Raw genomic sequence first — 26,620 nt, 5'->3', positions numbered from 1 at the left:
ATACCTTTGACGGAATTTTGTACGCTGCTACGCCAGTATTAGGTTGATATGGGGCGTTATAAAGCAGTGTCAGCCGGCTATTTTTTATGTGTCGAAAAATGGGCTTGACTTAAATAACACCAAGTCAGTACATACTCACTGTCAGGCCAGTGGTAACCAACGCTGATTGTGCATGACGGGTTTAAAAAAGGATGAAGATCAGTGTGAATCTGAAAAATGAGTCGTTTGGCGTGTTTGTCAACATGGATCAGTTCTACCACGTGAAAATCAAGAACCTGTTCAACCCATGGATAAATGGCTTTATAAATCGATTCCTTCGCGGAAAAAATCAACGTAATAAAGCTCGCTAATTGGGCAAAGTGATGAGCAAAAATGTGCTCTGCGGGTGTCATTACTTGCTGGCGAATATCACTGAGCCATTCATCTCGTATGAGTTGTTCAATATCAATACCAAGAGCGGCACACGCTTTAGTCTGGTGAGTGGCGGCTGCGATAGCGTAGCCATGGCAATGGGATATTGAGCCTACGATATTTTGCGGCCAAACCGCTTGATTCCCCTTGCCAATCTCCAACGTTAGCGACTGTGATTGATCCAGTTTGGTTAGGCAGTGTTTTGCACACATCCTGCCAGCTAAAAATTCACAATGGCGCTTTAGCACGGCTTGGTTTAAAGAAGAGGGCAGGGAGATCCCTTGCTCTTCAAGTTTATTTTTGTATTCAGGCAGGTACTTCACTTCAAGCTGGTGGTATTGGATGAAAGATGGCCAGTTTGGAATGATGAGCATGCCTATTTTACCTATCGAGTGAGTGAACTTGTTCGATGCGTCGCCTGCGTGGTGACGTTTATCTCAGATTGAGTGAAAAATCACTCCCCCAGTCAAAAACAAAGTGTTGATGTCTAGGAGAGTGAGTCAGAGTGACTAACTAGAACTGGTAATCAGCGACTATGCCAAAGGTGCGTGGACCGCCGACTTCGTAGAGATCACTTTTCTGGCGAATCACGTACTCTTCATCAGTGACGTTTTTCACGTAAGCGCGAATAGTCAAATCGTTGAGAGTGTAACCTGCATTCAGATTGAACACGGTGTAATCGCCAGCCGTTTTACTCTCTGTGTTGGCTAAATCGGTATAGTAATCGGAAACGTGGTTAACACGAGCACCAAAAAATAGACCGGAATCTAAGTGTTGAGTAAAGCCCGCACCTGCAGACAGTTTAGGAGCGTAACTGAACTCATTGCCTGAGAGATTGGTAGAAGTACCGGTTGGTCCTTCGCTGATGTCCGTTTTAAGAAGACCGACAAACGCAAACAGGTCGAGCCCAGAATCAAACCAGTAAGAGGCTTCAACTTCCGTACCGTAAGTTTTCCCTTTCGGTATATTGGTGATATAGGTGTCGAAGCGTTTTCCGCTGTCACCTGAGACCGAAGTTTGATAATTTTTGTAGTCGTTGTAGAACAGGTTAGCGGTCAGATCCAGCTTGTCATCCAGGAAGCTTGAACGAGAACTTAGCTCGTAGCTCCAGACTTTTTCTTGTTCAAAAACAAAAACTTCTTCTTTGTACTCGTTATAGCCTAATCCACCGGCATTGTAGCCTTTACGGGCCGTAAGACCGAGGGTGGAGTGATCTGAGACATCAAGTAATAGACCAATCTTAGGCAATAGGATGCCGTCATCTTCATCGGCTTTAAAATCGAGTGGTAGGGTAGCGTGATCGAAATCTCGCTTCAGTTCATCTCTTTCATAACGTGCACCTAATAATAGCTGCCAACGATTATCCAAACGAATTCTTGAGTCAAAGTAGATTGAGTTGGTTAAAACTTCATCTTTACGTTTTAATGAATCTGTTTCGGTGTATTGATCTTTGAAGAAGCTGGCTAGGCCTAGAATCGCATTGTACTTTTCATCAAGTGATTGATATGTAAGCTTTGCTTCTGCAGTGTAGTTATCTTCATCCACATCACCATACCAATTAGTATCAGGATAAGCTTTGAACTTGGTGGTGTAGTTACGATGGGCGACTAAAATATCCGTTGTCAGTTCATCATTAATCACATAATTGACGTCTAGGTTGATATTCCAGCTTTTGGTTTCTTGGCGACGCGTGCCACTTTTGCTATGCAGTTCAAGTGTGCCCGGCTTGGTAACGAAGTTGGTGTATTGCCCCTCTTCATTACGGCTACCAACCGTTAGCTTGGCTGTTAGCTTGTCATTTCCTTGAGGTTTCCACAATAATTTACCACGGACATTATAGGATTCGAGCTCGGAAGGATCCCAAGGGTACTGATCGCCGTTAGGCAGAGAGTAATCGATAGGGGTATTGCCTTTGGTACCTTCGGCGGCAAGACGAAACGCTAAAGTATCTTCAACCAGAGGTGCCGACACGACCCCTGCGAGATGATATTTACTGTCTTCATTTTCATAACCAGCGCGAACTTTACCCTCACGGTGGAACGTTGGATCCTTAGTTTTGATCACAACTGCACCAGCAATACTATTGCGGCCTTGGTTGGTGGATTGCGGCCCTTTATAGACTTCCACTTGTTCTGTATCCCACAGTCCAGCTTTACCAAACGCTTCTCCAGACCAAGATTCAGACACGCCGTCTACCGTGGTATTGACGCGCGGTGTTGCGCCTGTCATGAAGGTCAGAAAACCTTCGCCAGGGCCACGTCCATCGACCCCACGAATGTGTGGAATGCCCGAAGGTGCATTGAGTACGTTTGGTACGCGGTCGAGCAGATCGTAGTAATCTCGGCTTTCACCATCATCCACTTCATCGGTGAATAGGGTGAGCGAACTGGTGTTTTCGGCCAGTGTTCCTCCCAATTTCTCACCTACCACAACCACAGTATCCTGCTTTTTCTGTGGCTCTTTTTTTTCGAGCTGTTCCGCGACAACATTTGCGCTAGTACTCACGCAGAGGATGCCAATCAGTGTGGCGAGTTGAGTCTTATTGATATTTCTGACTGCCTTACCATTACCGTTATTCATATCCATGGGCTTCATGACCTAAAAGTTCCTTAATAGAAAAAATGATGTTGCTGCAACCATTATCGAATCAACTGTTGCTGGTTGTAATGTTAATGATAATTGTTATTATTTGCAATATCATCAATGCAGTTTTATGCTACTTAGTTTCTATGTTTCAAAAATACTAGGCTTGATATGGGGTGGTTTTAGTAATGATTGTTAATCAGGAGAGCTCACAAGAGAGGGCTGAGCTCAATGGGGTGTTGGCCCGTTTTATTCAAGAGGGCGGCTCTATTGGTGACGAGCCTTGGTGGGCACATGTGCAATCGATCGGCATGCCTTATGTGATTGAAATAAATGGCGAATGTGCAAAGGTTCTTTTTTTATGGCGTGAGCCGAAGCCGAGTGTAGCCGCAAATCAAGCGATCTACGTTGATATTAATGGTGTCACCGATCATCACAGTTTTTCGATGGCGAAGTTTACTCATATCGATAATACCGATGTGTGGTTTTATATCGATAGCGTCAAACAGAGTTGGCGAGGAGGGTACTCTTTTATTCCTGTCCCAGAAGCGTTAGTGCAGCCGAGTTACCAAGGTTCATACGATGCAATGCGCCACCAACATCGGCAATGGCTACGCTCCATTTTTCCACTGAGTTGCGCTGATCCACTGGCTCAAAATGATTTGTCAAAATGCGAGTGGGGGGGCGCGAAAACACCTTGTCATATGCCTAAAGCGCTTACGCAAACAGAGTGGCTCGGTTTCGATTCAGCGCAAGGTCAGTGCTTCAAAAGTGCTGATTCGACCTTTACTTGGAGCAGCACTTTGCTCGGTACATCGCGTGAGATTTGGCTTTATTCGACCGCGCAAAGACCCACCTCTGAGCCGTTACCCTTGGTGTTGATGCTGGATGGCCGTTTTTGGTCTCAATCGATGCCGGTTTATGAGGCTCTTTCACAGGCGACCCACAGTGGAAAGCTTCCAGCGGCGCTCTATGTGCTGATTGATGAAATTAGTGCTCAACAACGCAGTGATGATCTCAGTTGTAATCCGCTGTTTTGGCAAGCCGTGATGGAGGAGTTACTCCCCTCGATTAACGAGCGCGTCAGAGTAACCCGCGATGCAGACCAAACGGTGATCGTAGGCCAGAGTTTAGGAGGCTTAGCGGCAATGTACGCAGTATTACACTGGCCGCAGCGATTCGGTTCTGTGGTTTGTCAATCGGGTTCATTTTGGTGGCCCGATTTCTCGATCGTTAAACCCCCCAGTGAATATTGTCCACCGGAAAGCGACTCGCGGTTAAGCAAAATGAGCCAAGAGGTACATCAAGGTTTAGGTGCCAATTCACGTCTTGCGCTTTTCCTCGAAGTGGGTAGCGGCGAAGACATCATGATCGATTTAAGTCGAGATCTATACCAACAGTTGGCTTCACAACAGCATCGGATTCAATTTCGTCTGTTTGACGGCGGTCATGATCGACTCTGTTGGCGCGGCGGGATCATCGATGGCTTGTCATATGTTTTAGAACCTTATCTTTAATTTTCATCGGTAGAGAGAAATATGTCAGAAAAATACACCAACCCTTTTGATGAATCTAAGCATCAATTTTTAGTGCTGATCAATTCGCATAATCAATACAGTTTATGGCCAGAATTCAAAGCCATTCCCGCTGGTTGGCAAGCCATCCTTGGACCGAGGTCAAAACAAGAGTGTTGCAACTACATCGAAGCTCAGTGGTTAGATATTCGAGCTTAAACCAAACGAGTTTTGACTCCTGCAATAGCGGCGCTGTTCATTCATGCTTGTTAAGCGGGGTAACAAAAAGGGACATAGGCAATGACTTTTGTTAGGAATAAAGAGATGTACAACTCATCAGTGCAAGAGGATCAGTGGCCTCTTATCGGCACACAGCAAGGTATTTGGTTTGCCGAGCAGATGATGACCAATCCAGAGCAATTTAATGTTGCCCACTACGTGGTTATTCAAGGTCAAATCGATATTGAGTTATTTTCAAACGCGGTAGCCATCGGCTTGCAAGGCGTTGATTCCCTCCACTGCCATTATCTAGAGAGCGATGGCAGCGTGAGGCAGCAGTTTTATCCAGCGGATGAAGAAGGGCAGAGGCTTGAGATTCTCGACTTTTCACAAGCCGCCTTGCCAGAAGAGTCGGCTCGGGAGTGGATGAAGCACGATCTTGCGCAGCGGTTGGACATTTCATCAAGAAAGAGGCGTTTCCGACACTGTTTAATTGATGTTGGTTCAAGCAATGCACCGCAATGGTTTTGGTATCAACGTTACCATCATATTGACGTGGATGGGTTCAGCGTGAATGCCATCAGTCAATACATCTGCCAACTATATAACCATTGGCGGATTGGCGCTGCGAAACCTCAAGAGTTCAGCGCTTTTAGTGATGTAATTCAAGAATATCAGCAATTTTTAGACTCAGCAGCGCGCCAGCAGGCGTATGACTTTTGGCAAACGCAAGCGGCTCATTTACCCAATATTATTTCGCTCACCACAGGTAGCGCAGCCAATACATCATCGAGCACGATCACTCACACCGTGCCATTAATCGGTGGAGAGTGGTTAACTCGCAATAGTCCACAGTTGTTACCTGCCGAGCTTGCGATGGCGATGGTATTTGCTTATCTCCATTTACATTCTGGGCAAGAGCAAGTGTGTGTTGGTGTCCCCTTTATGCGCCGAATGGGCAATGCCGCCACTTGTGCCGCTGGTGCGGTAGTGAATGTACTGCCGGTGGCGCTGTCACTTCATCCACAAATGAGCATTATTGATGTGGCGCGAGAGATGAATAAAACTATCCGCCAAGTTCGTCGCCACCAGATGTATGACGCTGAGCAGATCCAGCGTGATTTGGGATTAGTAGGCCAGCCGCTCTATGGCCCGATACTCAACTTTAAACCCTTTGAAGCTGCACTGAGTTTATCTGGCGTAGAGACTGAGACACATATCCTCTCGGCAGGTCCGATTGATGAGATTGAATTTTCGCCAGTGCTCGATGGTCAGACACTGAGTGTTAATATCACGGCCAACAGCACCAAATATAGCCAAGAGTCATTAGAACTTCATGCCGCTCGTTTCGTTGCGATGGTAGAGCAGATTGCCAACCATCCAACACAGCCACTTGATTTGGTAGAGTTAATCCCGCCGAGCGAGAAGCAGCAGATTGCTTTGTGGTCGGTGGGGCCACAACATGAACATGAAGCAGAGCAAACTGTGCTGGATGTGTGGCAGCAGACAGTTGAGAGCAAGCCAAACGAAGATGCCTTGGTGTTTAAACAGCAGCGTTGGACATTTGATGCTTTCAATCACCTCATTGAAACTCGAGCGGATCAACTGATTACCGCAGGTTTGCGCCAAGGCGATATTGCAGGTGTCGCGTTACGACGTGGGCCTGAAAGCGTCGTGACTATGCTAGCGATTTTGCGAGCGGGTGCGATTTACCTGCCTATCGATCTTGATTATCCCGTTGAACGTATTGAATCGATTGTTGAACAAGCACGTCCTTGGTGCTTAGTTGTGGAGGAGGATGAGCAAAACATGGCTTATTCATCGATAAGCTACGTCCCTAGGTTTATTGCTCTTCCTGAATTGGCTCGCATTCACACTGCGCCACAACCCAAACCGACGATCAGTCACAGCGACGTGGCTTATATCATCTTTACTTCAGGTTCGACTGGTCACCCGAAAGGGGTCATGAACACACATGGAGCGCTGTTGAATTTACTGCGCTCTCATCAAGGTTCGATTTTTTCTGCGGCTATCAGAAAACTGGCGACACGTCGTCAGTTACCAGAACAAGCTATTACTGTTCGTGCAGCGCATACGACGTCATTCTCCTTCGATGCTTCTTGGGAGCAAGTACTCTGGATGTTGTCTGGCCATACTATGTATTTGTATGACGATGAACAACGGAAAGACGCCTACGAACTGGTTCAGTGTGTTGCTGAAGATAATATCGATGCTCTTGATTTACCGCCTTTACTGTTTGATCAAATGCTCGATAGTGGATTAATGACGAGTGCTCACGTGCCGACGTTAGTTTTGATTGGTAGTGAAGCCATACCACAAAAGCTTTGGTCACGTGTGAGTGAGTTTCCCGAACTGCTGGTGGAAAACTTTTATGGACCAACAGAATTTACGGTTGATGCGATCAGCGCTTCGCTTGATGCAGATGCATCGCCTGTCATTGGTCGACCGATTGCCGGTGCTTGTGTTTACGTGCTTGATGAAAATTTAGAGCCTGTCGCTATTGGTGAGGTGGGTGAGCTTTATTTATCGGGTGCGGGGTTAGCAAAGGGCTACCTCAACCAGCCAAGTATGACAGCAGAACGTTTTGTGGCGAACCCCTTTGCGTATGGCAAGATAATGTACCGCACTGGTGATTTGGTGAAGTGGCGAGACAATGGGTTACTGGATTTTGTTGGCCGGTGTGATCACCAAATCAAAATTCGCGGTTTTCGTATTGAATTGGGCGATGTAGAAAGTGCTATTAATGCGATTGATGGTGTCAATACAACGGTAGTCGTGGCAGAGCCTGTTGGCGATACTCATCGTTTATTGGCTTACTGTACTTTAGAGAAAGGGGCTCAGGGTGAGTCAGTTCAACCCGCGTTCACAGAGCAAAGACTGCAAAGTCTTATCGCACAGGCGCTGCCTGACTATATGCAGCCAGCCAATGTGATGATCTTGGATGCTTTCTCTTTGAATGTGAATGGGAAAATCGATAGAAAAGCGCTCCCTAAGTACTCGGCAGGCACGCGTAGCGAACGCGTGGCCCCAATAACCCAACCAGAGCAGCTGTTATGTGATGCGATCACCGAGCTACTCGGTGTCAGTGACGTAGGAATGTCAGATGACTTCTTTAACCTAGGCGGGGACAGTATTTCGGCAATGAGCCTTGGGACGCGATTGCGAACGGCGGGCTATGATCTACGACCCAAAGCTATTTTTGCAGCCCGTCAACTGGGTATGATGGCGGGCCAAATGGTGCCACTACAGCAACAACAGCGCGAGAAACAAGAAGGCATTATTCGGCCTCTACCTATGTGGCAATGGTTTGAGGAGACATTTTCTAATACAACCAGTTATGTGCAAAGTGTGCTTGTTGAGGTGGAAAGCGAAACCCAATTAGCGCACTTGCAAGCCAGTTTAGTGCAACTGGTCGCCAACCATTCCGTGTGTCGCTTGGTCCAAAAAGAGCAGCAATACCATATTGAGGCGCTGCAAAATCTTGATGTAAAAAACTGGGTTGAATCGGTTTCGGTTGAGAGGCTAGATGGCCCCGTGTTGGACAGTCTGTTTAGCCAGCGCAGTCAGTCGATGTCAATATCATCGGGTCAGCTATTACGCTTGATGATGATAACGGAGTGCAGTGGGCGTAAAAGTCTCATGATCCTTGCTCACCATTTCCTTATCGATGGTGTCTCTTGGCGAATATTGCTTCCGCAGTTGCAGGCATTAACTCAAGCACAAGTCACAGGTGAAGTGGCGGTGATTTCTGAGGAGGTTACCGGTATCCATTGTTGGTCAAAAGCGCTGTATCAACATTTAGCGGTCGCTGCTGCGCAAATGCCATTTTGGCGAGCGCAGGCACAGCGTGCTGTTGCTCCCATCAAGGATCCTGTCGATAAAATACGCATGACGCATTGGCGTACGCCACTCTCTCATGCCGTTACGCAGCCTTTATTTGAATTACCCACACACCAGATGAATCTCGATATTGAAGAGATGCTATTAGCCGCGGTTACGGGGGCGATCGCAAGACTTTATGGGTGTGAAGAGATTAAAGTGAACGTCGAATCTCATGGCCGTGAAGAGTGTAAAGAGGGGATCGATCTCAATCAAACCCTAGGGTGGTTTACCACCGAATATCCGTTGATCATTAGCGTGCCAAAGCATGCTGATTACCGCGAGCGGTTACGTGAAGTGAAGCAAAGTAAGCGCAGTGTGAAAGATAAAGGGCTAGGTTATATGGTGCTGCGCTATCTTGATAATCCGTATCGAGATGAGTTACGCACGTTGGCGAATACACGCCAACCGTCATTGCTGTTTAATTACCTTGGCCGTTTCCAAAGCAGTGATGGTCAGTGGTCACCACAGCAATATAGTGGGCAGTTTGCCGATACATTTGCCGTCACCTTAAACAGTGAACGTGCTTTGCAGCATCCCTTAGAGCTAAATATTTTCGTCGAAGAATCGGCAACGCCGCGATTGGTGCTCAACTGGTCTTGGAATGCTCATCTGTTCAGCCAACAGGAAATGGTGTCGCTGAGCCAACAGATTGAAAGTGAGCTGCTCAAAATACAGCAAGCGCTACAAGTTGGCGATAGTGCTGAGTTGGACCTCTCTGTACCTGCTGACTATACCGAGCCGGGAATCACACTGCGACAAGCGAGCCTATTGCAACACCACTATGGCAAGTTAGCGGATGTACTGCCAGCATTGCCTTTACAAGAAGGATTACTGTTCCAATCTCAATTAGGGGATAAAAATAGCAGTTATAACTCCACCACGCGTCTTACTTTCCAAGGTCAACTGTCTGAGCATCGCGTGAGCGAAGCGCTTAATGCGGTGATTAGGCGTCATCCGCAGTTGCTCGCTCGATTTGATAGTTCGATATTGGGGCGCACTGTACAGGTGATGACGCAGGTTAATCCAAGTTGGCCACTGACACGTTATGACATAACAAACATGAGTGGTGATGAGCAAAGCGCGTTGATTGATCAGTTAGAGAAGCAAGAGCTAAGCCGCCAGTTTGACCTTAACGATCCTACCCACAGCCTGTTGCAGGCCCAGTTGATTTTTCATGGTGATCAGCAAAGCACACTGCTCCTTTCGGCACATCATCTGGTGGTCGATGGCTGGTCAACGCCGATTTTATTGAATGACTTTCTCAGTGCATACGCCCAAGGGGTCTCGAATTTACCTCCGGTAACCGTCGGCTATGCTCATGTTGTGAGCCAGCTAACGCAGCGTGATAAAACCGTTGCGACCGAGCTTTGGTGCAAAGTATTAGCTGATGTCCAGCCGAGTATGGCTTTTGATGATATTCCACTTAGCGAGGAAGTTAACGAGCATCAGTTATGGCTATCAAAGCATAAAACGGATCAGTTAAATCAGTGTTTACGACATCATGGTTTAACCATGAGCACCTTAATGCAAGGCCTTTGGGCGAGTATTCTCGCCAGCATGACGGGCCGTGAAGAGGTGGTTTTTGGTACGCCAATCTCTGGTCGGTTCAGCCGTATTGCCGGTATTGATGAACAGATAGGGTTATTCAGTAATACCGTGCCTGTCCGTGTGACACTGCAACCTCACCTTAGTTTGAGTGAGCAATTAAAATCGCACCAAGCGATCCAAATCCAATTACTGGAGCACGATGAACTTGGCTTGGGTGAGATCCAGCAACTGGTGGGTGGAAAAACACTCTTTGATACTTTACTGGTGGTCGAAAACTATCCAGATCATAGCCGTTGGTACCAGCAAGATTTTAGCGGCGCGAAATTAATGGCCATCCACAATCGTGGCTATACCCATTATCCATTAACCATTCTCGTCTTACCGGGAGAGCAACTGCATATCCTGTTTGAATATCGAGACCGAGTCGGCGTAGCAAAACAGATCGTACAACGATTTGAGCAAATGCTGGATGAGTTTATGGTGTCGAGTGATAAGCCTTTCGCTGAATGGGATCTGCGGTTAAGTGGCGAAATTGAATTGCAGCAACGCGTCAACCAGACCAAAACCGCCGTTGAACGCACGACACTGCGTGATTTGATGATCACGCAGCAACAACGTTCTCCACATCAGTTGGCTTTAATTGATAGTGAGCACCGTTTTACCTATCAAGCACTGGCTGAGCAGGTGGCCGCTATTGCCGATTTGCTGCTTCAGCAAGGTGTTAAGGCCGGGGATATTGTTGCTGTTGCCTTGCCACGCAGCGCAACCTTGAGCTTGGCGATCTACAGTATTATCGAATGTGGTGCGGCTTATTTACCGTTGGATGTTGGTTATCCGGATGAGCGCTTGGCCTACATGATCAATGATGCTAAGCCTGCGCTGATCATCACTTGCTCTTCATTCACCTCACGTTTTGAAGGTTTAGCGACACTATTGTTGTTGGATAAGTTACCAGCCCCCGTGCGCGCAGAGCGGCAGAACCGCGCAGATGGGCTTACCCCCTCAAATGCGGCCTACTTGCTTTACACTTCAGGTTCAACAGGTAACCCCAAAGGGGTGTTGGTTTCTCATCAAGCGATTGTCAACCGATTGAAGTGGATGCAGCACCAATATCCCTTGAGCTCTGAGGATGTGGTATTGCAAAAAACGCCGTGCAGTTTTGATGTCTCCGTGTGGGAGTTTTTCTGGCCCTTACTGGAAGGGGCGAGCTTAGTGATGGCTCCGGCTGAAGCGCATAAAGACCCTGAATGGTTATTGCAAATAATTGACGATTATCACGTGACCACGATGCATTTTGTACCTTCAATGCTGGCAGCTTTCATGGCCTCAATTGAAGCGAATCAGCCAACGGGTTTCACCGTAGCACCAAGCCTCAAGCAAGTATTTTGCTCAGGAGAAGCGCTTGCGAAAGAGCTCTGCCATCAGTACGCACGTAGAATTAATGCACCGCTGCATAACTTGTACGGCCCGACGGAAGCGGCGGTTGACGTGACTTATTATCCAGCTTACGGCGAGGCATTAAACGCAAGCGTTGGCCGTAGTGCACCGATTGGTTTACCGGTATGGAACACCCAAGTTTATGTGCTCGATAGCTTTTTAAGAGCTGTACCAATCGGTGTGCCGGGCGAGCTCTATCTTGCTGGCGAGCAATTAGCCATCGGTTACTTTAATCGCAGTGCGTTAACGGCGGATCGGTTTATCGCCAATCCATTTACTTGTGGCGAGCGAATGTACCGCACTGGTGATGTCGTACGTTGGTTAGCGTGTGGCTCGATTGAGTATTTAGGACGCAGTGATGATCAGATAAAAATTCGCGGGCAGCGTGTGGAACTGGGTGAAATTGAAAGCGCATTACAGGCACTTCCTGCGGTAAAACAAGCGGTGGTCTGTGCTCAGACGCTCTCTACTCATTCAGGTATGTTAGGCGCTGATGAACGGCAAATTATCGGTTACGTCATCGCGCATGATATGAGCGTAACGAATGGCGAGAAGCTACGCGCTGAACTTTCCGAACATTTACCAGCCCATATGGTTCCGGCGGCTATCGTGTTACTGGATCACTACCCGCTGAGCGCCAACGGTAAGCTAGATAAAAAAGCATTACCGCGGCCAAATGACGTCGCAGCACGGGTAGGGCGCAAGGCTCATCCGGGCCTTGAAACACAATTGGTGACGCTATTTGCTCAAGTATTGGCTGTCGAAACACTGTTTGCTGATGATGACTTCTTTACGCTCGGCGGGCATTCACTGCTGGCGATGAAATTAGCGGCAGATATTCGAAGAGCGCTAAACCTACCTGTCACAGTTGGTCAAATCATGGTCAATCCTACGGTGGAGAAACTGGCGAGTTTGTTGCTGGATGAAGATGCTTTTAACGACCCCACCTTAGCTGGTTTTGGTGAAGTGCTGCCTATCCGTGCCGGAAGTGGCCCAGCACTTTTTTGCGTCAACTCTGCTTCTGGCTTTGCTTGGCAATACACAGGGCTACCTAAATATCTGACAGGACATTATCCCATTTATGGTTTGCAATCACCTCGGCCCGGCGGAGCGATGGCGACCAGTGAAACGATGGAAGAAGTGTGTGATCGTTTATTACCCGTCTTAAGAGAGGTACAGCCATTTGGACCTTACCATCTATTAGGCTATTCATTTGGCGGAATTGTGGCACAAAAATTGGCCGCGAAGCTTCAACAGCAGGGTGAAGAGGTGCACTTTTTAGGGTTATTGGATACCTATCCACCGGAAGGTCAGAGCTGGGATGGCCCGATGGATGAAGAAGAGCAGTACGAAATTGAGCGTGAAAAAGAGCAGTTTCTGGCCATCAATGAGCTAACCGATATTGAATTAGATGAGCAACGTTTGGCGATGTTCAATGAGATTACCGCTAACTATGAAGATGCGGTACGTCTACTTGCACAGGCACAAACGTCTGATTATCAAGGTCCGGCCCACCTTTTCGTGGCGCAACGTACGGTGCCAGATGGTTATGATATTGATGCTCATTGGCAATCTTTTGTCGGCCAGTTGATTAAACATCAGTTTGATTGTTCACATGAAGATATTTTGGCCCCAGAAAATGTACGCCAGATTGGCGAATGTTTAAATACGCTGCTGGAGTCGAAGGCTGCACTGAAAAAATAACAAAAACCACCATCGACGAAACCAGTGCGTATCAAGGCTGGTTTCGTCTTAATCTTCGCGATGTTTTGAAAGCATTACATTCTGGTTTGAATAGATAATAGTATGAATATAAAGAATATATTTTTAGATTTTAGCCTACTGAAAAACAACCCACATTTCCGAATGGTCTTTATGGCCCGCATGATGTCAGTGCTTGCTCTTGGCATGATGACGGTCGCAGTGCCGATACAGATACATCAAATGACCGGTTCGACCTTGCAGGTAGGTCTTATCATGGCATTGGATGGTATCGGGATGTTTGTTGGCCTGCTGCTAGGAGGCGTATTGGCCGATAAGTACGATCGCCGTCGATTGATTTTGTTCGCACGCGCGACCTGTGGTATTGGGTTTGCTGCATTAGCATTCAATAGCATAGTCGCGCAATCCTCCTTAGCGGCTCTCTATATCCTCTCGGTGTGGGATGGTTTTTTTGGCGCTATGGGTATGACGGCCTTGATGGCTGCTTTACCGACCATTGTTGGGCGACAAAAATTACCTGAAGCTGCCGCATTGAGCATGTTAACGGTTCGATTAGGTATGGTTCTCTCACCAGCGATTGGCGGCTTACTGATCACTGTCGGTGATGTCAGTTGGAACTATATTGCGGCTTCTGTTGGAACGCTTTGTACGCTGATCCCACTGTTTAGATTACCTTCGATGAAACCGCAACATCATTCGCCAGAGAATCCATTTCAATCACTGTATGAAGGTGTTCAATTTCTATTTTCAAACAAAGTGGTTGGCTGTGTGGTGCTGTTTGGCACACTCGAAACATTAGCAACTGCGATTAGAGTGATGTTCCCTGCGTTAGCTTTAGTCTCATTTCAGGGCACCGCCGCTAACGCAGGTGTGATGTATTCGGCCATTCCGTTGGGGGCGATGTGTGGCGCACTGACTTCAGGTTGGGTAAAACAGTCGCAAAAGCCAGGAATGGTCTTAATCTACGCGACGTTAGGTTCATTTTTAGCAATTGTGGCTATGGGGCTTGTGAATAATTTTTGGTGGTTTGCTCTCATCTTAGTTGGCTATGGTTATTTGGGTTCGGTCGCTTCTTTGATTCAATATTCGATCGTACAAGGACACACTCCAGATCATCTGTTAGGCCGCGTAAGTAGCTTATGGACGGCGCAAGATGTATCGGGAGACTCGATTGGAGCACTCGGTTTAGGGGCGTTGGGTAAAGTGCTAGCACCAACGATGTCGATCCTCACTTTTGGTTTGGGTGCAACGGGAATTGGTGCGTTGATGGTGATGGCATTTCGCTCATTACGCCAAGCGACTCTGTTTGATCCAGCGCTTATCGTTAGCACAAGCTCAGAACCTAACGTCTCCTCAGATGAGGTCACTTCCCAACCTGCGGCGCAAACGATGAATTAGCTATTCGTTTTGTGGTGGGCTCTTGTTGTGTTGCCGTGAGTCGAGAGCGACATGCCGCACATATAATTGAGAATTAATCTCATTAACAATTGATTTTTATGCGTAGACTGCTTTAGTATTAATGAAATGATAATTGTTACCATTTAGGTGGCGGTTGTCGACGAATACGAGCCTCTTATTTCTGAAGTCGTTATTGGCTTTAAGGCATCACGAACGAGAAAAGCTTCTTTTAACAAGGATTATATTTATGGCGATTCCCAAAATAGCCAGCTACTCCATTCCGTTGGCTGAAACATTTCCGAAAAACAAAGTTCACTGGCATGTCCAAGCCGATAGAGCAGTACTGCTCATTCACGATATGCAAAAGTACTTTATAAACTTTTTTGATCATTCTCAGGCACCCGTTCCTGAGTTATTAGCGAATATTTCAGAGCTGAAATCACTGGCTCGTCAGGCCAATATCCCCGTGGTGTACACAGCTCAACCCCCTAACCAAGACCCAGTAGAGAGAGCGCTACTGACTGATTTTTGGGGAACAGGGCTGACAAAAGATACTGAGATTGTGTCTGAGCTTTCACCTGAAGACGGGGATATCCAATACACCAAATGGCGTTATAGCGCGTTTAAGAAAACGCCGTTGCTGGAGTGGATGAAAGAGACACAGCGTGACCAGTTGATCATTGTGGGTGTCTATGCACATATAGGTATCTTATCTACGGCGTTAGATGCCTTTATGTTGGATATACAGCCTTTTGTGGTCGGTGATGCTGTGGCTGATTTCTCTTTGGAAGATCATCATCATACGTTGAAATACATCACGGAGCGTGTTGGCTGCGTGACTTCGCTTGAGGCATTAAAACCACAAATGATCCACAGTCAAGAAACCAGATTATTGAGCCTTGAACAGATGCGTCAGCAAGTGGCTGAGCTATTGGATCTCGATTTAGATGAAGTGGATGTAGATGAGAAGCTCACTTTTCTTGGCTTAGATTCTATCCGCGCGGTTACCTTATTTGAATCATGGCGCAAGATGGGCATAGAGTGCGCCTTTTCAGAGATGATTAAATATTCAACTTTAAGAGAGTGGTGGCATGTGATGGAGCCTAGTGTTGTTGCTCAGTCGTCACATCAAGTAACGGACACGCGTTCTACTGAAGAGCAACCAGTTTGAGTATACTGGACCACTAGAATAGGGAAAGAGAACGCATCGCCCAGCAAAAGCCGATATCGACGATATCGGCTTTTTTATCTTTAAGTTATTTGAGCGCCTGTATTGCCATGATTAGTGAGAGTATTGCGTTCTTAACCATTTTTTGTCGACTTTGCCCACAGGGGTTTTGGGTAATTCATCGACGAAATGGATGTGATCAGGGATCTTAAATTCTGCTAATCCTTGAGCGTGTAAAAATCGTTTGAGAGTAATGGGTTTGAGCATTTTACCGTTATCTGGCACGACAATGGCGCAACTGCGTTCACCAAGAAACTCATCAGCAATAGCAACCAAAGCCACATCATGAACATCCTGATGTTGAAGTAGCAGGTTTTCAACCTCTTCGGCTGCGATTTTTTCACCACCACGATTGATCTGATCTTTATCTCGTCCCGTGACGATAATATTGCCTTCAGCCGTCTTACGCACTCTGTCACCTGTGATATAGAAGCCTTGGTCGGTGAATGAGCGCTGGTTATGTTCTGGAGCTCGGTAATAACCTCGAATCGTATAAGGGCCTCTGGTCATGAGCAAGCCTTCCTCACCCACCGCAGCGGGCTCACCCTCATCGTTGATTATCATCACTTCATCATCAGCTGAAATTGGGCGTCCTTGAGTAGTAACAATCACGCTGAGTGGGTCATCAAGTCGTGTGTAATTAACCAACCCTTCAGCCATTCCAAACACTTGCTGTAATTGACAGTGAAGAGTCGTCGGTAAGCGCATTGCTGCGGCCTCACTAAACTTCGCTCCGCCGACTTGTACCAGAGTGAGGCTAGCGATGTTTTCTGTAGCGGACTCGGCGTATTTCATCCACAGTAGCGCTAACGGCGGCACTAGCGCTGCAACGGTAATGTGGTGCTTCTCAATTAAACGGAAAGCGGTGTGCGGTGTGGTATCGGAAGCGAGCACGACACAACCGCCAGCGTAAAAGACGCCCAATGCGCCGGGCGAGCTGAGTGGAAAGTTATGCGCAACGGGAAGAACACACAAATACCTCGTTTGTGGACCAAACTGACAAATTTGAATGCTACCAAGTACGCTATAAGCGTAGTCATTGTGCGTACGAGGGATCAATTTGGGAGTGCCAGTTGTTCCGCCGGAAAGCTGGAAAAAAGCCACTTGATCAGCAAAGACCGAATCAGTAACAGGATCGTCTCCCGCGCAGTGGTAAAGCGTATCTAACTCCTGAATTTGCTCGTGTGAGGATTGACCGCAAACAATGGTATGCAAGAGAGAAGGGCAACTACTTCGTAGTTTCTGAGCGGTTTGCTGCGCGTCAAAGCCCACGATATCGTCTGAAAAAATATAGGCTTTGGCGTGAGTATGTTGGCAAAAATAGCTCAGCTCTAGATAGCGGTGCGCTGGCAGAGCTAGAACCGGTTTAATGCCCCGCATGGTCAAGGCAAAAAAGCAGAGATAGAATTCAGCACGATTGGCCATTTGTAGTACGACATTATCACCCCGCTGCAAACCTAGGGAGCTCAAGCCAGCCGCAAGGCTGATCATTTTCTGATATAAATTTTGATAGCTGTACTGGCCGAAATCATCAATCAGTGCGATGGCGTCAGGGCTTTTTTTGACGGAATCACTGAAGTAATCAAATAAGGTTCTTTGTTGCCAGTAGCCTTGTTCACGATAGCGCTGGCTGAATTGCTCTGGCCAAGGGGTAAAATCGGTCGGGTTAAGATTATTCATGACCACTCCTTAGGCGGTAAGCAATTCATCAATTTCAATACCAGCGGCTTTCAAAATGGTGCTCATTTTTGCCCCTGTTTCATCGAGTTCACTTTGTGGTGAGGATTCATTCACAATACCAGCTCCAGCGAACACACTCATCTCATTTTGGCTCACTTCCGCGCAGCGTATCGTGACAACCCACTCGCCATTCCCCCGAGCGTCGCACCAACCGATCATGCCAGTGAAGTAGCCGCGGTCGAAGGTTTCGATCTGCTTAATCGCTTGGTAAGCCGATAATCTTGGATAACCACACACCGCAGGTGTTGGGTGTAACTCTGCTGCAATGCGTAGCGAGTTAATCATCGGATCATCGGCTTGTCCTTCAAGCACTGTTGATAAATGCAGCATCGTTTCGGTTTCAATCACTGATGGAACCATAGGGGTAAATAAGTTATGGCAGTAGCGGCTGAGTACTTTCTCGACTTCCTCGACGACGAAGGCATGTTCATTCAGATCTTTTTGCGTATCAAGTAATGAAGCGGAGCGCTGTTGGTTTTGCACCGCGTTGTTTGATTTAGGCCGCGAGCCCGCTAGGGGGTTAGAAACGATAAACCCGCCTTTCTTCGCCAACAACAACTCGGGACTGGCTCCCATTAACTTGGCGTTAGGGCCAATTTCAGTAGAAAAAGTGTAGCCATTGCGATTGATGGACAACAGATTACGCAATAAACGAGTTTGATCGATGTGTTGTGGAGTCGAGAGTTTCACTAAACGTGATAGCACCACTTTTGATAGTTCGGTGGTATTAAACAGCTCAAGTAAGGTTGTGACTCCTTGTTTGTAGTCGTTGCCTGTTGGCGGTGAAACAATGGTCGCTTTATGGCTCTGCTGCCCTTCTTTTTCACTGGCCCGTGGGCTACCAGAAACATAGAGCTTTTCTGGAATAAAGAAACGCGTCGCCGTCTCTTCATTAAAAGGAATTGTCGCAAATAAAATAGGATTGTCGTACTCATCTGTTTTTGCTGCTTCTAGCATCTTGGTTGCTTGATCCGCCAGCTTACAGAATGGGATCGCTTGATTGAACTGATGAGCAATTCCCACGCCAAGCATGGTGTTGTGAGGCGAAGCAAAAAAGAAAGGAGATTCTTTTAAGTGCTCATCCAATAGCTGATTAGCCATTTTTGAAAACCCAATAACTTCACGTTTCATCACCAAAACTCCATTAATAACGTGTTACGCCTAATTGCTTATTATTTTACAAACCACTAAAGTACGCAGATTATATATGATAATAATTATCAATAACAAATGATAATTAATGTTATTAACTGAGGATGAGATTCGGTTATGGCTATGGTCTAGTGTGGATTTAACGGAGTAAAGTTAGGAAAATGATGAAATTAGACGAAACGGTTTTATTGACTGGAGCCGGACAGGGGATTGGTTATGCCGTATTGGAATCTTTATTGGCGAGCGGTTATCGAGTTGTAGCGACGGATAGAAATCACCACCAATTAACTCAGCAATTAGCGAGTTTGAACGCGTGCTATACCGAGCAGCTTCATTGCTATGAGCTTGATTTACAGCATCATGACGACGTCAAAAAAAGGGTACAAGAACTGAATGAGCGCTATCAGTTTGCTCATTTCATCAGTTGCGCGGGCATATTGCACCTTGGTTCAATAACCGAATTATCGATGTCAGAGATCAAAGCGATGTTTGATGTCAATACGTTTGGCACCTTAGCCGCTTTGCAAGGGGTAGCGATAGGAATGAAAGCGCGCCAGCGTGGCAATGTTATTGTGATTGGCTCTAATTCAGCGAATACGCCTCGGCTCAATATTGGAGCATATGCGGCATCTAAATCGGCTTTGCATATGTTGGTCAAGTGCGCAGCTCTTGAGCTTGCAAACGATGGAATTCGATGCAATATCGTTAGCCCAGGCTCAACACGCACCGAAATGCAAACGCAGTTATGGAACAGCGAATATGGTGAAAGAGAAGTGATAAAAGGTAATCTTGAACAGTACCGTTTGGGGATACCCCTTGGCAAAATGGCGGAGCCCGAAGACATTGCTGGGGTTGTTATGTTTTTGATGTCGAATGCAGCAAGTCAAATCACCATGCATGATTTGAGAGTGGATGGCGGCGCTACGCTCGATAATTAGGTGAAGGCCACTGACGATAGGCAAGGTGAAGCAAACGGGAGCTTCACCTTAGTGGTCGTTTACACTGGAGCGTGACAATATTGCTGCTGTTGAAGTGTTGCAACCGCATCATCGAGCGTATTTAAAAAGCACATTGTATCCTCCCAACTTAAGCACTCATCAGTGATGGATTGGCCGTAGCAGAGCGGACCTTTATTCAAAGCTTGGCTACCGCCTTGCAAAAAGCTTTCGCACATTACCCCCGCAATGCGGCGCTCTCCAGACAGCAGTTGCTGGGCAATGTTATTTATTACATCCAATTGATTCTTAGCGATTTTTCCGCTATTGCCGTGGCTGCAGTCAATTACTAGCCTACTGTTGAGCTGGCTATGGTGTAATTGATAAGCCGCACTTTTAACACTGTGACTTGCATAGTTTGGCGTGACACCACCACGTAAAATGATATGGCAATATGGATTACCTTGAGTTTGCACCGCAACCGGTTGCCCATTCTCACCCGCCATAATCAACAGATGTGAATCGTTAGCGGCATGAATCGCATCGATTGCAATGGTCGTATTGCCGTCAGTACCATTTTTAAAACCAATAGGGCAGTGCAATGCTGACGCGAGTTGGCGATGTGGTTGTGATTCAGTGGTTCTTGCGCCAACCGCACCCCAACAAATAAGGTCCGCGATATACGGTGCGATATGCGTATCTAAAAACTCAGTTGCTGTTGGTACACCCAGCGCTAAGACTGACTTGAGTAATTCACGGCTAGAGCTTAGCCCTTTGAGTAAGTTAAATTGACCGTTGAGATCAGGGTCAACCATGTATCCTTTCCAGCCAGTCCGCGTTCTCGGTTTTTCAAAATAAGTTCTCATCACCAACTTGAGAGTGCTGCTGAACTGTTTTTGTGCCTTTGCGAGTCGTTGTGCATAGTCAATTGCAGCCTCAGGGTCGTGGATTGAACATGGCCCAATAATCACCAACATCCTTGAGTCACGACCCGACAAGATATTTTGAATGTCTTGGCGGTGTTGGTGAACGGCCATTGATCGTTGATTATCGGTTTCTGATGATTGGTCTAGAAGGTATAGATTGGGTAAAGGAGTGATTGATGAAGCGTTCATCACATTATGTAGAGATTTCATGGGCACTATCCGCATAAACATTACGACGTAATGATAATTATTATCATTAATTGTTTTCGATAGTGTGAAACATTTGTACAATTGTCAATATGTAAACAGATTTAAATCAAAATGGGGGAACGCGTTTAAAATGAGCTGTTAGCAATGATCAATCACTATTACGTTTGTGATGATTGTGCTTTTTGATCTCCTGCCGTAGATCAATACATTAATGCCCACGGTGATTGGTGAGCGTTTGGGGTTACCAATAGAAGATTTTTACCATGGTCGTTTAGTCCAAGAGTACAAGCTGGTCTTATGCTCATATCAAAGGTCTAGATAGTTAGCCGGGCTCAAGAGCATGTTGTAAAGGCCATAAAGTTAGTTTACCCCCCGATTGATATAATTGTTCGCTAGAGCACAAGTCAATTTATCGATGAGATTTCCTTGAAACAGATTCATCACCTTAGAGGTAAGTGCTAGCAGTATCACGAAGAGAGAAATAGGCGTTTTTAGAACGGTTCTTTTGTGCTCAGACATCTACTTATTAGCCATGAAAATCGCTTAATTTCAATGGTGTTGTAATTTATATGTCTAGGAGTAAATATGCATAAATTCAAACTATCATTGGCAACAATACTCATTCTTTCATCGTGTTTTGCTTATGCAAATGAGCAAATTAAGAACGGCAAATTTAACGGGAATATGGATGGTTGGTGGAATGCTGGTGCAGATGTAAAAATCAAAAATGGCGAAGCATGTCTTGAGATTAGAAGTCCAGGAGAGAACCCTTGGAATGTGATTTTAGGACAGGGCGGGATTGGGTTGGCAAACAAAGCAGATTATGAAGTTTCATTTGATGCTTATGCAACCGTTGATACTCAAATGAGAACGCTTATTCAGCATGAAGGTCCTCCTTATATCAACTATTTTGTGGATGATACAAAAGTCTCACTGAAGAAGAAGAGCTATAAGTTTAAGTTCAGCCATGATGTTGAAAGCGATGCTAAAACTGAGTTCCAGTTTCAAATGGGCGCCCAGAAAAAGGGAACCGTATGCGTTAGCAATGTTTCAGTCGTCGGTGAGAAATACATTGAAGAGCTGAAGATAAATTCTGTTCGTGCTAACCAAGTCGGTTACCTTCCTCAAGCAGATAAGTTTGTGTTTGTCGCGAATGAATCTAAAGAGCCATTAAAGTGGGTGCTAACAAACAACAGCAATATCAATGTCGATTTAGGTAAAACGGAAGTTTTTGGTCTTAATAAGGCATCAGGCGAGTTTATTCACCGTATTGACCTATCGAACTACAGATCAGATATGAGTGGCTTGAAAGTAAAAGTCGGTGAAGACGAGAGCTTGCCATTTAGCATTAGCAAAGATATCTACAGTCAGTTGAAGTACGATGCATTGTCTTACTTCTACCAAAACCGTAGTGGTATTGAGATTGATAAGGCTCTGGTACAGCGTGACGATCTAGCGCGTCCCGGCGGGCATATGAGCGATGTGGTTACCTGTTTTAATAAGACTGACAGCTGGGGTAATAAATGGCCAGGCTGTGATTTTTCTGTCGATGTAACTGGCGGTTGGTATGACGCTGGCGACCATGGTAAGTATACGGTTAACAGCGGTATCTCGACTTGGACCCTTTTGAACCTGTTTGAAAGAGGTAAATGGCTAGATAACGCACCAATTCCTTTTGCAGAAGGGAAAGTGAAAATTCCAGAAGCTGGAAATGGCGTTAATCCTTTGTTGTCTGAGGCTCGTTGGAATATCGAATTTATATTGGCAATGCAGATCCATAGTGACCAACCTGTAGCGGCTCCTGTTGGTGACCAGTCTGAAGACAAAACACTTAAACTGACTAAGATTGACGCAAAAGGTATGGCTTTCCATAAAGTTGCTGATGAAGCTTGGACAGGTATGCCACTGCCACCTCATATGGACACCCAAAAGCGATATGTGGGTTATCCAACCACTGCGGCTACGTTGAACTTGTCAGCAATTGGTGCTCAATGTGCGCGAATTTGGAAAGAGATTGATCCTGCGTTCTCAAAAAACTGTTTGAATGCGGCGCAAGAGGCTTGGGAAGCCGCGAGCAAAAATCCTCATATTCTTGCCTATGATAACTTCACAGGGTCGGGCCCATATGATGATAAAGAGCTTTCAGACGAGTTCTACTGGGCTGCAAGTGAACTTTATATCACCACTGGTGACAGCAAGTACCTTAAAGCACTGAAAGCTTCTCCTCATTATCTAGAGACACCAAAAGGTAACATTGAAGCAGATGGCGAAATGTTCTGGGGGTACACAGCGCCTTTAGCAACAATAAGCTTGGCCGTTGTGCCTAATGGATTGGGTGATGATCAAATTAAAGTTGCAAGGAAAAACTTAATCGCAACCTCTGATAACTTTGTGGGCCAGATTAATAACGAGGGTTATCATATTCCTTACACGGTAGAAGAGTATCCGTGGGGATCGAACTCGAGTTTTGTAAATAGAGCTATCTTCTTAATCTATGCGAATGATTTCACCGGCGATATTAAGTATGTAAAAGCGGCTGCAAATGCGATGGATTACTTACTAGGCGCGAACCCAATGAACCTGTCTTATATTACAGGTTACGGCACCAATGCGGCTAAAAGTCCACATCACCGTTTTTGGGCACATGCTGCGGATGAAAAGTCACCAGCTCCAGCACCTGGCGCACTAGTGGGTGGACCCAACTCCGTGAGTTACAGTGATCCAGTCGCTACGACATTGAAGGGGCAGTGTGTTGGCCAAACCTGTTATAGAGATAACATTAATGCATGGTCGTTTAATGAGATCACGATTAATTGGAATGCTCCTCTCGTTTGGGTTTCTTCTGCTTTGGATGAAGGGCAATTATATTGATTAACGGGTCACTTTTTTGGTTTGGGGAAAATATTTATGCACCTAAACTTCTAAGCTAGTACGAGTCAGGAAAAGACGTTAAGAGAATACAATTCCTTGAAATAGCTAGATTTAGATACAAAAAAAGACGTCCTGGGACGTCTTTTTTCTGGAATTTGGCTCCCCCTGCAAGACTTGAACTTGCGACATACGGATTAACAGTCCGCCGTTCTACCGACTGAACTAAGGGGGAATTGCTTTGAGCGGTGCGAATGGTAGCGAGTGGGGTGTCCAGTGTCAACCTTTCCAGCCGAAGAAAAAGTAAAAATATTTCCCTGAAAATACTTTACTTTTCTGTACCCCTTATCGGCATTAGGCTAGGTTTAGTTATCCACCAAAATTGTGGATAAGTGTGTTGACGAATCCTGAGCAATTCGTTTCATCAATGAATGTTGAGTTATTACTCTACTCATTTGTTGAGTTTATTTTTTATATAACACTATGTTTTTTATTTTATTTTTTGATTTATCAACTGAAATTATCAATAAGAAATGAAAATGAATGGCGATGAGAAAAAGGGAGTCATTTTGAAATTTTGGGGAAAACAAGTGGATTATTTTTGAAAGTTAGGAGTTATTTTTTACGAATCAGGCCGAAGATGGTAGTAAACGTATGGAGAAGAAACTAGCATTTTTTCAAAACAGGGGTGATTTACGACGCAACTATTTTGAACAATTACTTGCAACAAAACATGGCTAACAGCGAGAATGCCTATTCAGTTATAGAGGACAACGGCATTATGAGCAAAACGTTTGAATTGGTATCGGGCTATCAACCCTCAGGCGATCAACCTACGGCGATCAAGCAATTGTTTGATGGGCTAGATGCAGGTCTTGCTCATCAAACCTTATTGGGTGTGACGGGTTCAGGGAAAACATTCACCTTGGCTAATGTGATCGCCAAGGCGCAGCGTCCGGTTATCTTGTTGGCACCGAATAAAACGCTCGCAGCCCAGCTGTATGGTGAGATGAAGTCATTTTTCCCCAATAATGCGGTTGAGTATTTCGTCTCTTATTACGACTACTATCAGCCAGAGGCGTATGTGCCGACCACGGACACATTTATAGAAAAAGATTCCTCGATTAACTCACACATAGAACAAATGCGACTCTCCGCGACTAAAGCGCTGCTTGAGCGTAAAGATGCGATTATTGTGGCTTCTGTATCGGCGATCTACGGTTTGGGTGATCCTGATTCTTATCTGAAAATGATGCTGCATGTTCGCCGTGGCGATGTAATGGATCAGCGCGACATTATCCGCCGTTTAGCTGAGCTCCAATACACACGTAACGATATGGCGTTTGAACGTGGTCAATTTAGAGTTCGTGGAGAGGTGATCGATATCTTTCCCGCGGAATCGGATTATGCGGCCGTGCGTGTTGAAATGTTTGATGATGAGGTAGATTGCATCAGTTTGTTTGACCCATTGACGGGCTCAATGATTCAGCGAGATCTTCCTCGCTATACCATCTATCCTAAAACGCACTATGTTACGCCAAGAGAGCGCATTGTCGATGCGATAGAGCACATCAAAGAGGAGCTGCGAACTCGCCAAGCCTACCTGTTGGAAAACAATAAACTACTCGAAGAGCAGCGCATATCGCAGCGTACTCAATTTGATATTGAAATGATGAATGAGCTCGGTTTTTGTTCAGGTATTGAAAACTATTCACGTTATCTTAGTGGGCGAAAAGAGGGAGAGCCGCCTCCGACCCTGTTTGACTATCTACCGCATGACGGTTTATTGATTATCGACGAATCACACGTAACCGTGCCGCAAATTGGCGCGATGTTCAAAGGCGATCGTTCACGCAAAGAAACGTTAGTGGAGTTTGGTTTCCGGTTGCCTTCCGCTTTAGATAACCGTCCATTAAAGTTTGAAGAGTTCGAATCACTTGCGCCGCAGACGATTTTTGTTTCTGCTACCCCGGGCAACTATGAGCTAGAAAAATCAGCCGGACAAATTGTGGATCAAGTGGTGCGCCCAACCGGATTACTGGACCCCGTGCTGGAAGTTCGACCAGTTGCAACACAAGTGGATGATGTGTTGTCAGAGATCCGCATTCGCTCAGCGAAAGATGAACGTGTGCTGATCACGACATTGACTAAACGCATGGCTGAAGACTTAACTGAGTATCTTCATGAACATGGGGTTAAGGTCAGATATCTGCACTCAGATATTGATACTGTTGAGCGGGTTGAGATTATTCGCGACCTTCGCCTAGGCGAATTTGATGTGTTAGTGGGTATTAACTTACTGCGTGAAGGTTTGGATATGCCTGAAGTCTCTCTCGTCGCAATTCTTGATGCGGATAAAGAAGGCTTTCTACGTTCAGAACGTTCATTAATTCAGACCATTGGCCGTGCGGCACGTAACATTGAAGGTAAAGCGATTCTCTATGCTGATCGCATTACTAACTCAATGAAGAAAGCGATGGATGAGACCGATCGTCGCCGTGAAAAGCAGCAAGCACATAATGAAGAACAAGGGATAACACCTCAGGCGCTGAAACGTAATGTCAAAGATATTATGGAATTAGGTGATATTACTAAGTCCAAGCAGCAGAGGATGAACAAACAAGTACCTTTGTCGAAGGTGGCAGAAAGCTCGCAAACTTATGAAATATTCACGCCGCTACAACTGGAAAAAGAGATCGCCAAACTAGAAGGGTTAATGTACAAACACGCACAAAACCTAGAATTTGAATTGGCTGCCGAAAAGCGTGACCAAATTGAAAAACTGCGTCAGCAGTTCATTACCAACAGTTAAAAAAATAGCCAATA

Annotated in this window: 13 protein-coding genes and 1 tRNA gene; 8 read left to right on the top strand and 6 right to left on the bottom strand. The window is 45.9% G+C overall.

Annotation, left to right across the window (positions count from 1 at the left end; translation table 11 throughout):
• Positions 1-77 precede the first annotated feature (77 nt).
• Both AACV20_RS16395 and fvtA read right to left on the bottom strand, forming a co-directional pair.
• Positions 78-785, bottom strand: coding sequence for a 4'-phosphopantetheinyl transferase family protein (locus AACV20_RS16395; protein ID WP_170894808.1), 708 nt, complete (start codon positions 783-785; stop codon positions 78-80).
• A 139-nt stretch (positions 786-924) separates the two neighbouring features.
• Positions 925-3,006: a TonB-dependent siderophore vanchrobactin receptor FvtA gene (gene fvtA / locus AACV20_RS16390; protein WP_013857277.1), complete on the bottom strand. Its 2,082-nt coding sequence runs from the start codon at positions 3,004-3,006 to the stop codon at positions 925-927.
• Positions 3,007-3,170: 164 nt separating this feature from the next.
• Between fvtA and vabH the strand changes: the two genes are divergently transcribed.
• The 5 genes from vabH to AACV20_RS16365 all read left to right on the top strand — a co-directional run bounded on the left by vabH (position 3,171) and on the right by AACV20_RS16365 (position 15,906).
• The gene (vabH, locus tag AACV20_RS16385; RefSeq protein ID WP_047690679.1) at positions 3,171-4,511 is read left to right on the top strand and encodes a vanchrobactin esterase VabH; all 1,341 of its coding nucleotides are present in this window, start codon (positions 3,171-3,173) and stop codon (positions 4,509-4,511) included.
• 21 nt (positions 4,512-4,532) lie between these two features.
• The gene (locus AACV20_RS16380; protein ID WP_013857274.1) at positions 4,533-4,727 is read left to right on the top strand and encodes an MbtH family protein; all 195 of its coding nucleotides are present in this window, start codon (positions 4,533-4,535) and stop codon (positions 4,725-4,727) included.
• 105 nt (positions 4,728-4,832) lie between these two features.
• The gene (vabF, locus tag AACV20_RS16375) at positions 4,833-13,319 is read left to right on the top strand and encodes a vanchrobactin non-ribosomal peptide synthetase VabF (protein ID WP_170907675.1); all 8,487 of its coding nucleotides are present in this window, start codon (positions 4,833-4,835) and stop codon (positions 13,317-13,319) included.
• A gap of 102 nt (positions 13,320-13,421) precedes the next feature.
• On the top strand, positions 13,422-14,735 hold the full coding sequence (gene vabS / locus AACV20_RS16370) for a vanchrobactin export MFS transporter VabS (protein ID WP_017048406.1): 1,314 nt from the start codon (positions 13,422-13,424) through the stop codon (positions 14,733-14,735).
• 247 nt (positions 14,736-14,982) lie between these two features.
• Entirely contained in the window at positions 14,983-15,906 is a 924-nt protein-coding gene (locus tag AACV20_RS16365) for an isochorismatase family protein (protein ID WP_094124597.1), read from the top strand.
• Positions 15,907-16,017: 111 nt separating this feature from the next.
• Here the strand turns inward: AACV20_RS16365 and vabE are convergent, their stop codons facing one another.
• Both vabE and AACV20_RS16355 read right to left on the bottom strand, forming a co-directional pair.
• Complete coding sequence (gene vabE / locus AACV20_RS16360) at positions 16,018-17,649, bottom strand: 2,3-dihydroxybenzoate-AMP ligase VabE (protein ID WP_170907648.1); 1,632 nt, start codon at positions 17,647-17,649, stop codon at positions 16,018-16,020.
• 3 nt (positions 17,650-17,652) lie between these two features.
• Positions 17,653-18,840 carry an isochorismate synthase gene (locus AACV20_RS16355; RefSeq protein ID WP_013857268.1) on the bottom strand — a complete coding sequence of 396 codons (1,188 nt, stop codon included), beginning with the start codon at positions 18,838-18,840 and terminating at the stop codon, positions 17,653-17,655.
• A gap of 176 nt (positions 18,841-19,016) precedes the next feature.
• Here AACV20_RS16355 and AACV20_RS16350 point away from each other — a divergent pair, with 176 nt between their 5' ends.
• Entirely contained in the window at positions 19,017-19,793 is a 777-nt protein-coding gene (locus tag AACV20_RS16350; RefSeq protein WP_017048410.1) for a 2,3-dihydro-2,3-dihydroxybenzoate dehydrogenase, read from the top strand.
• A gap of 59 nt (positions 19,794-19,852) precedes the next feature.
• Here AACV20_RS16350 and AACV20_RS16345 read toward each other — a convergent pair whose 3' ends face one another.
• On the bottom strand, positions 19,853-20,926 hold the full coding sequence (locus AACV20_RS16345; protein ID WP_017048411.1) for a 3-deoxy-7-phosphoheptulonate synthase: 1,074 nt from the start codon (positions 20,924-20,926) through the stop codon (positions 19,853-19,855).
• 585 nt (positions 20,927-21,511) lie between these two features.
• Here AACV20_RS16345 and AACV20_RS16340 point away from each other — a divergent pair.
• A complete protein-coding gene (locus AACV20_RS16340) occupies positions 21,512-23,797 on the top strand; it encodes a glycoside hydrolase family 9 protein (RefSeq protein WP_170907647.1) in 2,286 nt (761 codons plus the stop codon).
• 156 nt (positions 23,798-23,953) lie between these two features.
• Here AACV20_RS16340 and AACV20_RS16335 read toward each other — a convergent pair.
• Positions 23,954-24,029 (bottom strand) — tRNA-Asn (locus tag AACV20_RS16335).
• A gap of 546 nt (positions 24,030-24,575) precedes the next feature.
• On the opposite strand from AACV20_RS16335, the gene uvrB reads away from it, so the two are divergent.
• Entirely contained in the window at positions 24,576-26,606 is a 2,031-nt protein-coding gene (gene uvrB / locus AACV20_RS16330; RefSeq protein WP_170907646.1) for an excinuclease ABC subunit UvrB, read from the top strand.
• The last annotated feature ends 14 nt before the right edge of the window (positions 26,607-26,620 follow it).

The organism is Vibrio sp. B4-6, from assembly GCF_963888245.1.
Taxonomy (GTDB): domain Bacteria; phylum Pseudomonadota; class Gammaproteobacteria; order Enterobacterales; family Vibrionaceae; genus Vibrio; species Vibrio anguillarum.
Note: the sequence above shows the minus strand (reverse complement) of the source record. Positions and strands in the feature narration are given on the sequence as shown.

Coding starts and splice junctions, on each gene's coding strand:
- AACV20_RS16365 (WP_094124597.1), top strand. CDS start 14,983: ATGGCGATTCCCAAAATAGCCAGCTACTCCATTCCGTTGGCTGAAACA.
- AACV20_RS16340 (WP_170907647.1), top strand. CDS start 21,512: ATGCATAAATTCAAACTATCATTGGCAACAATACTCATTCTTTCATCG.
- uvrB (WP_170907646.1), top strand. CDS start 24,576: ATGAGCAAAACGTTTGAATTGGTATCGGGCTATCAACCCTCAGGCGAT.
- vabS (WP_017048406.1), top strand. CDS start 13,422: ATGAATATAAAGAATATATTTTTAGATTTTAGCCTACTGAAAAACAAC.
- fvtA (WP_013857277.1), bottom strand. CDS start 3,006: ATGAAGCCCATGGATATGAATAACGGTAATGGTAAGGCAGTCAGAAAT.
- AACV20_RS16350 (WP_017048410.1), top strand. CDS start 19,017: ATGATGAAATTAGACGAAACGGTTTTATTGACTGGAGCCGGACAGGGG.
- vabF (WP_170907675.1), top strand. CDS start 4,833: ATGTACAACTCATCAGTGCAAGAGGATCAGTGGCCTCTTATCGGCACA.
- AACV20_RS16380 (WP_013857274.1), top strand. CDS start 4,533: ATGTCAGAAAAATACACCAACCCTTTTGATGAATCTAAGCATCAATTT.
- AACV20_RS16345 (WP_017048411.1), bottom strand. CDS start 20,926: ATGAAATCTCTACATAATGTGATGAACGCTTCATCAATCACTCCTTTA.
- AACV20_RS16395 (WP_170894808.1), bottom strand. CDS start 785: ATGCTCATCATTCCAAACTGGCCATCTTTCATCCAATACCACCAGCTT.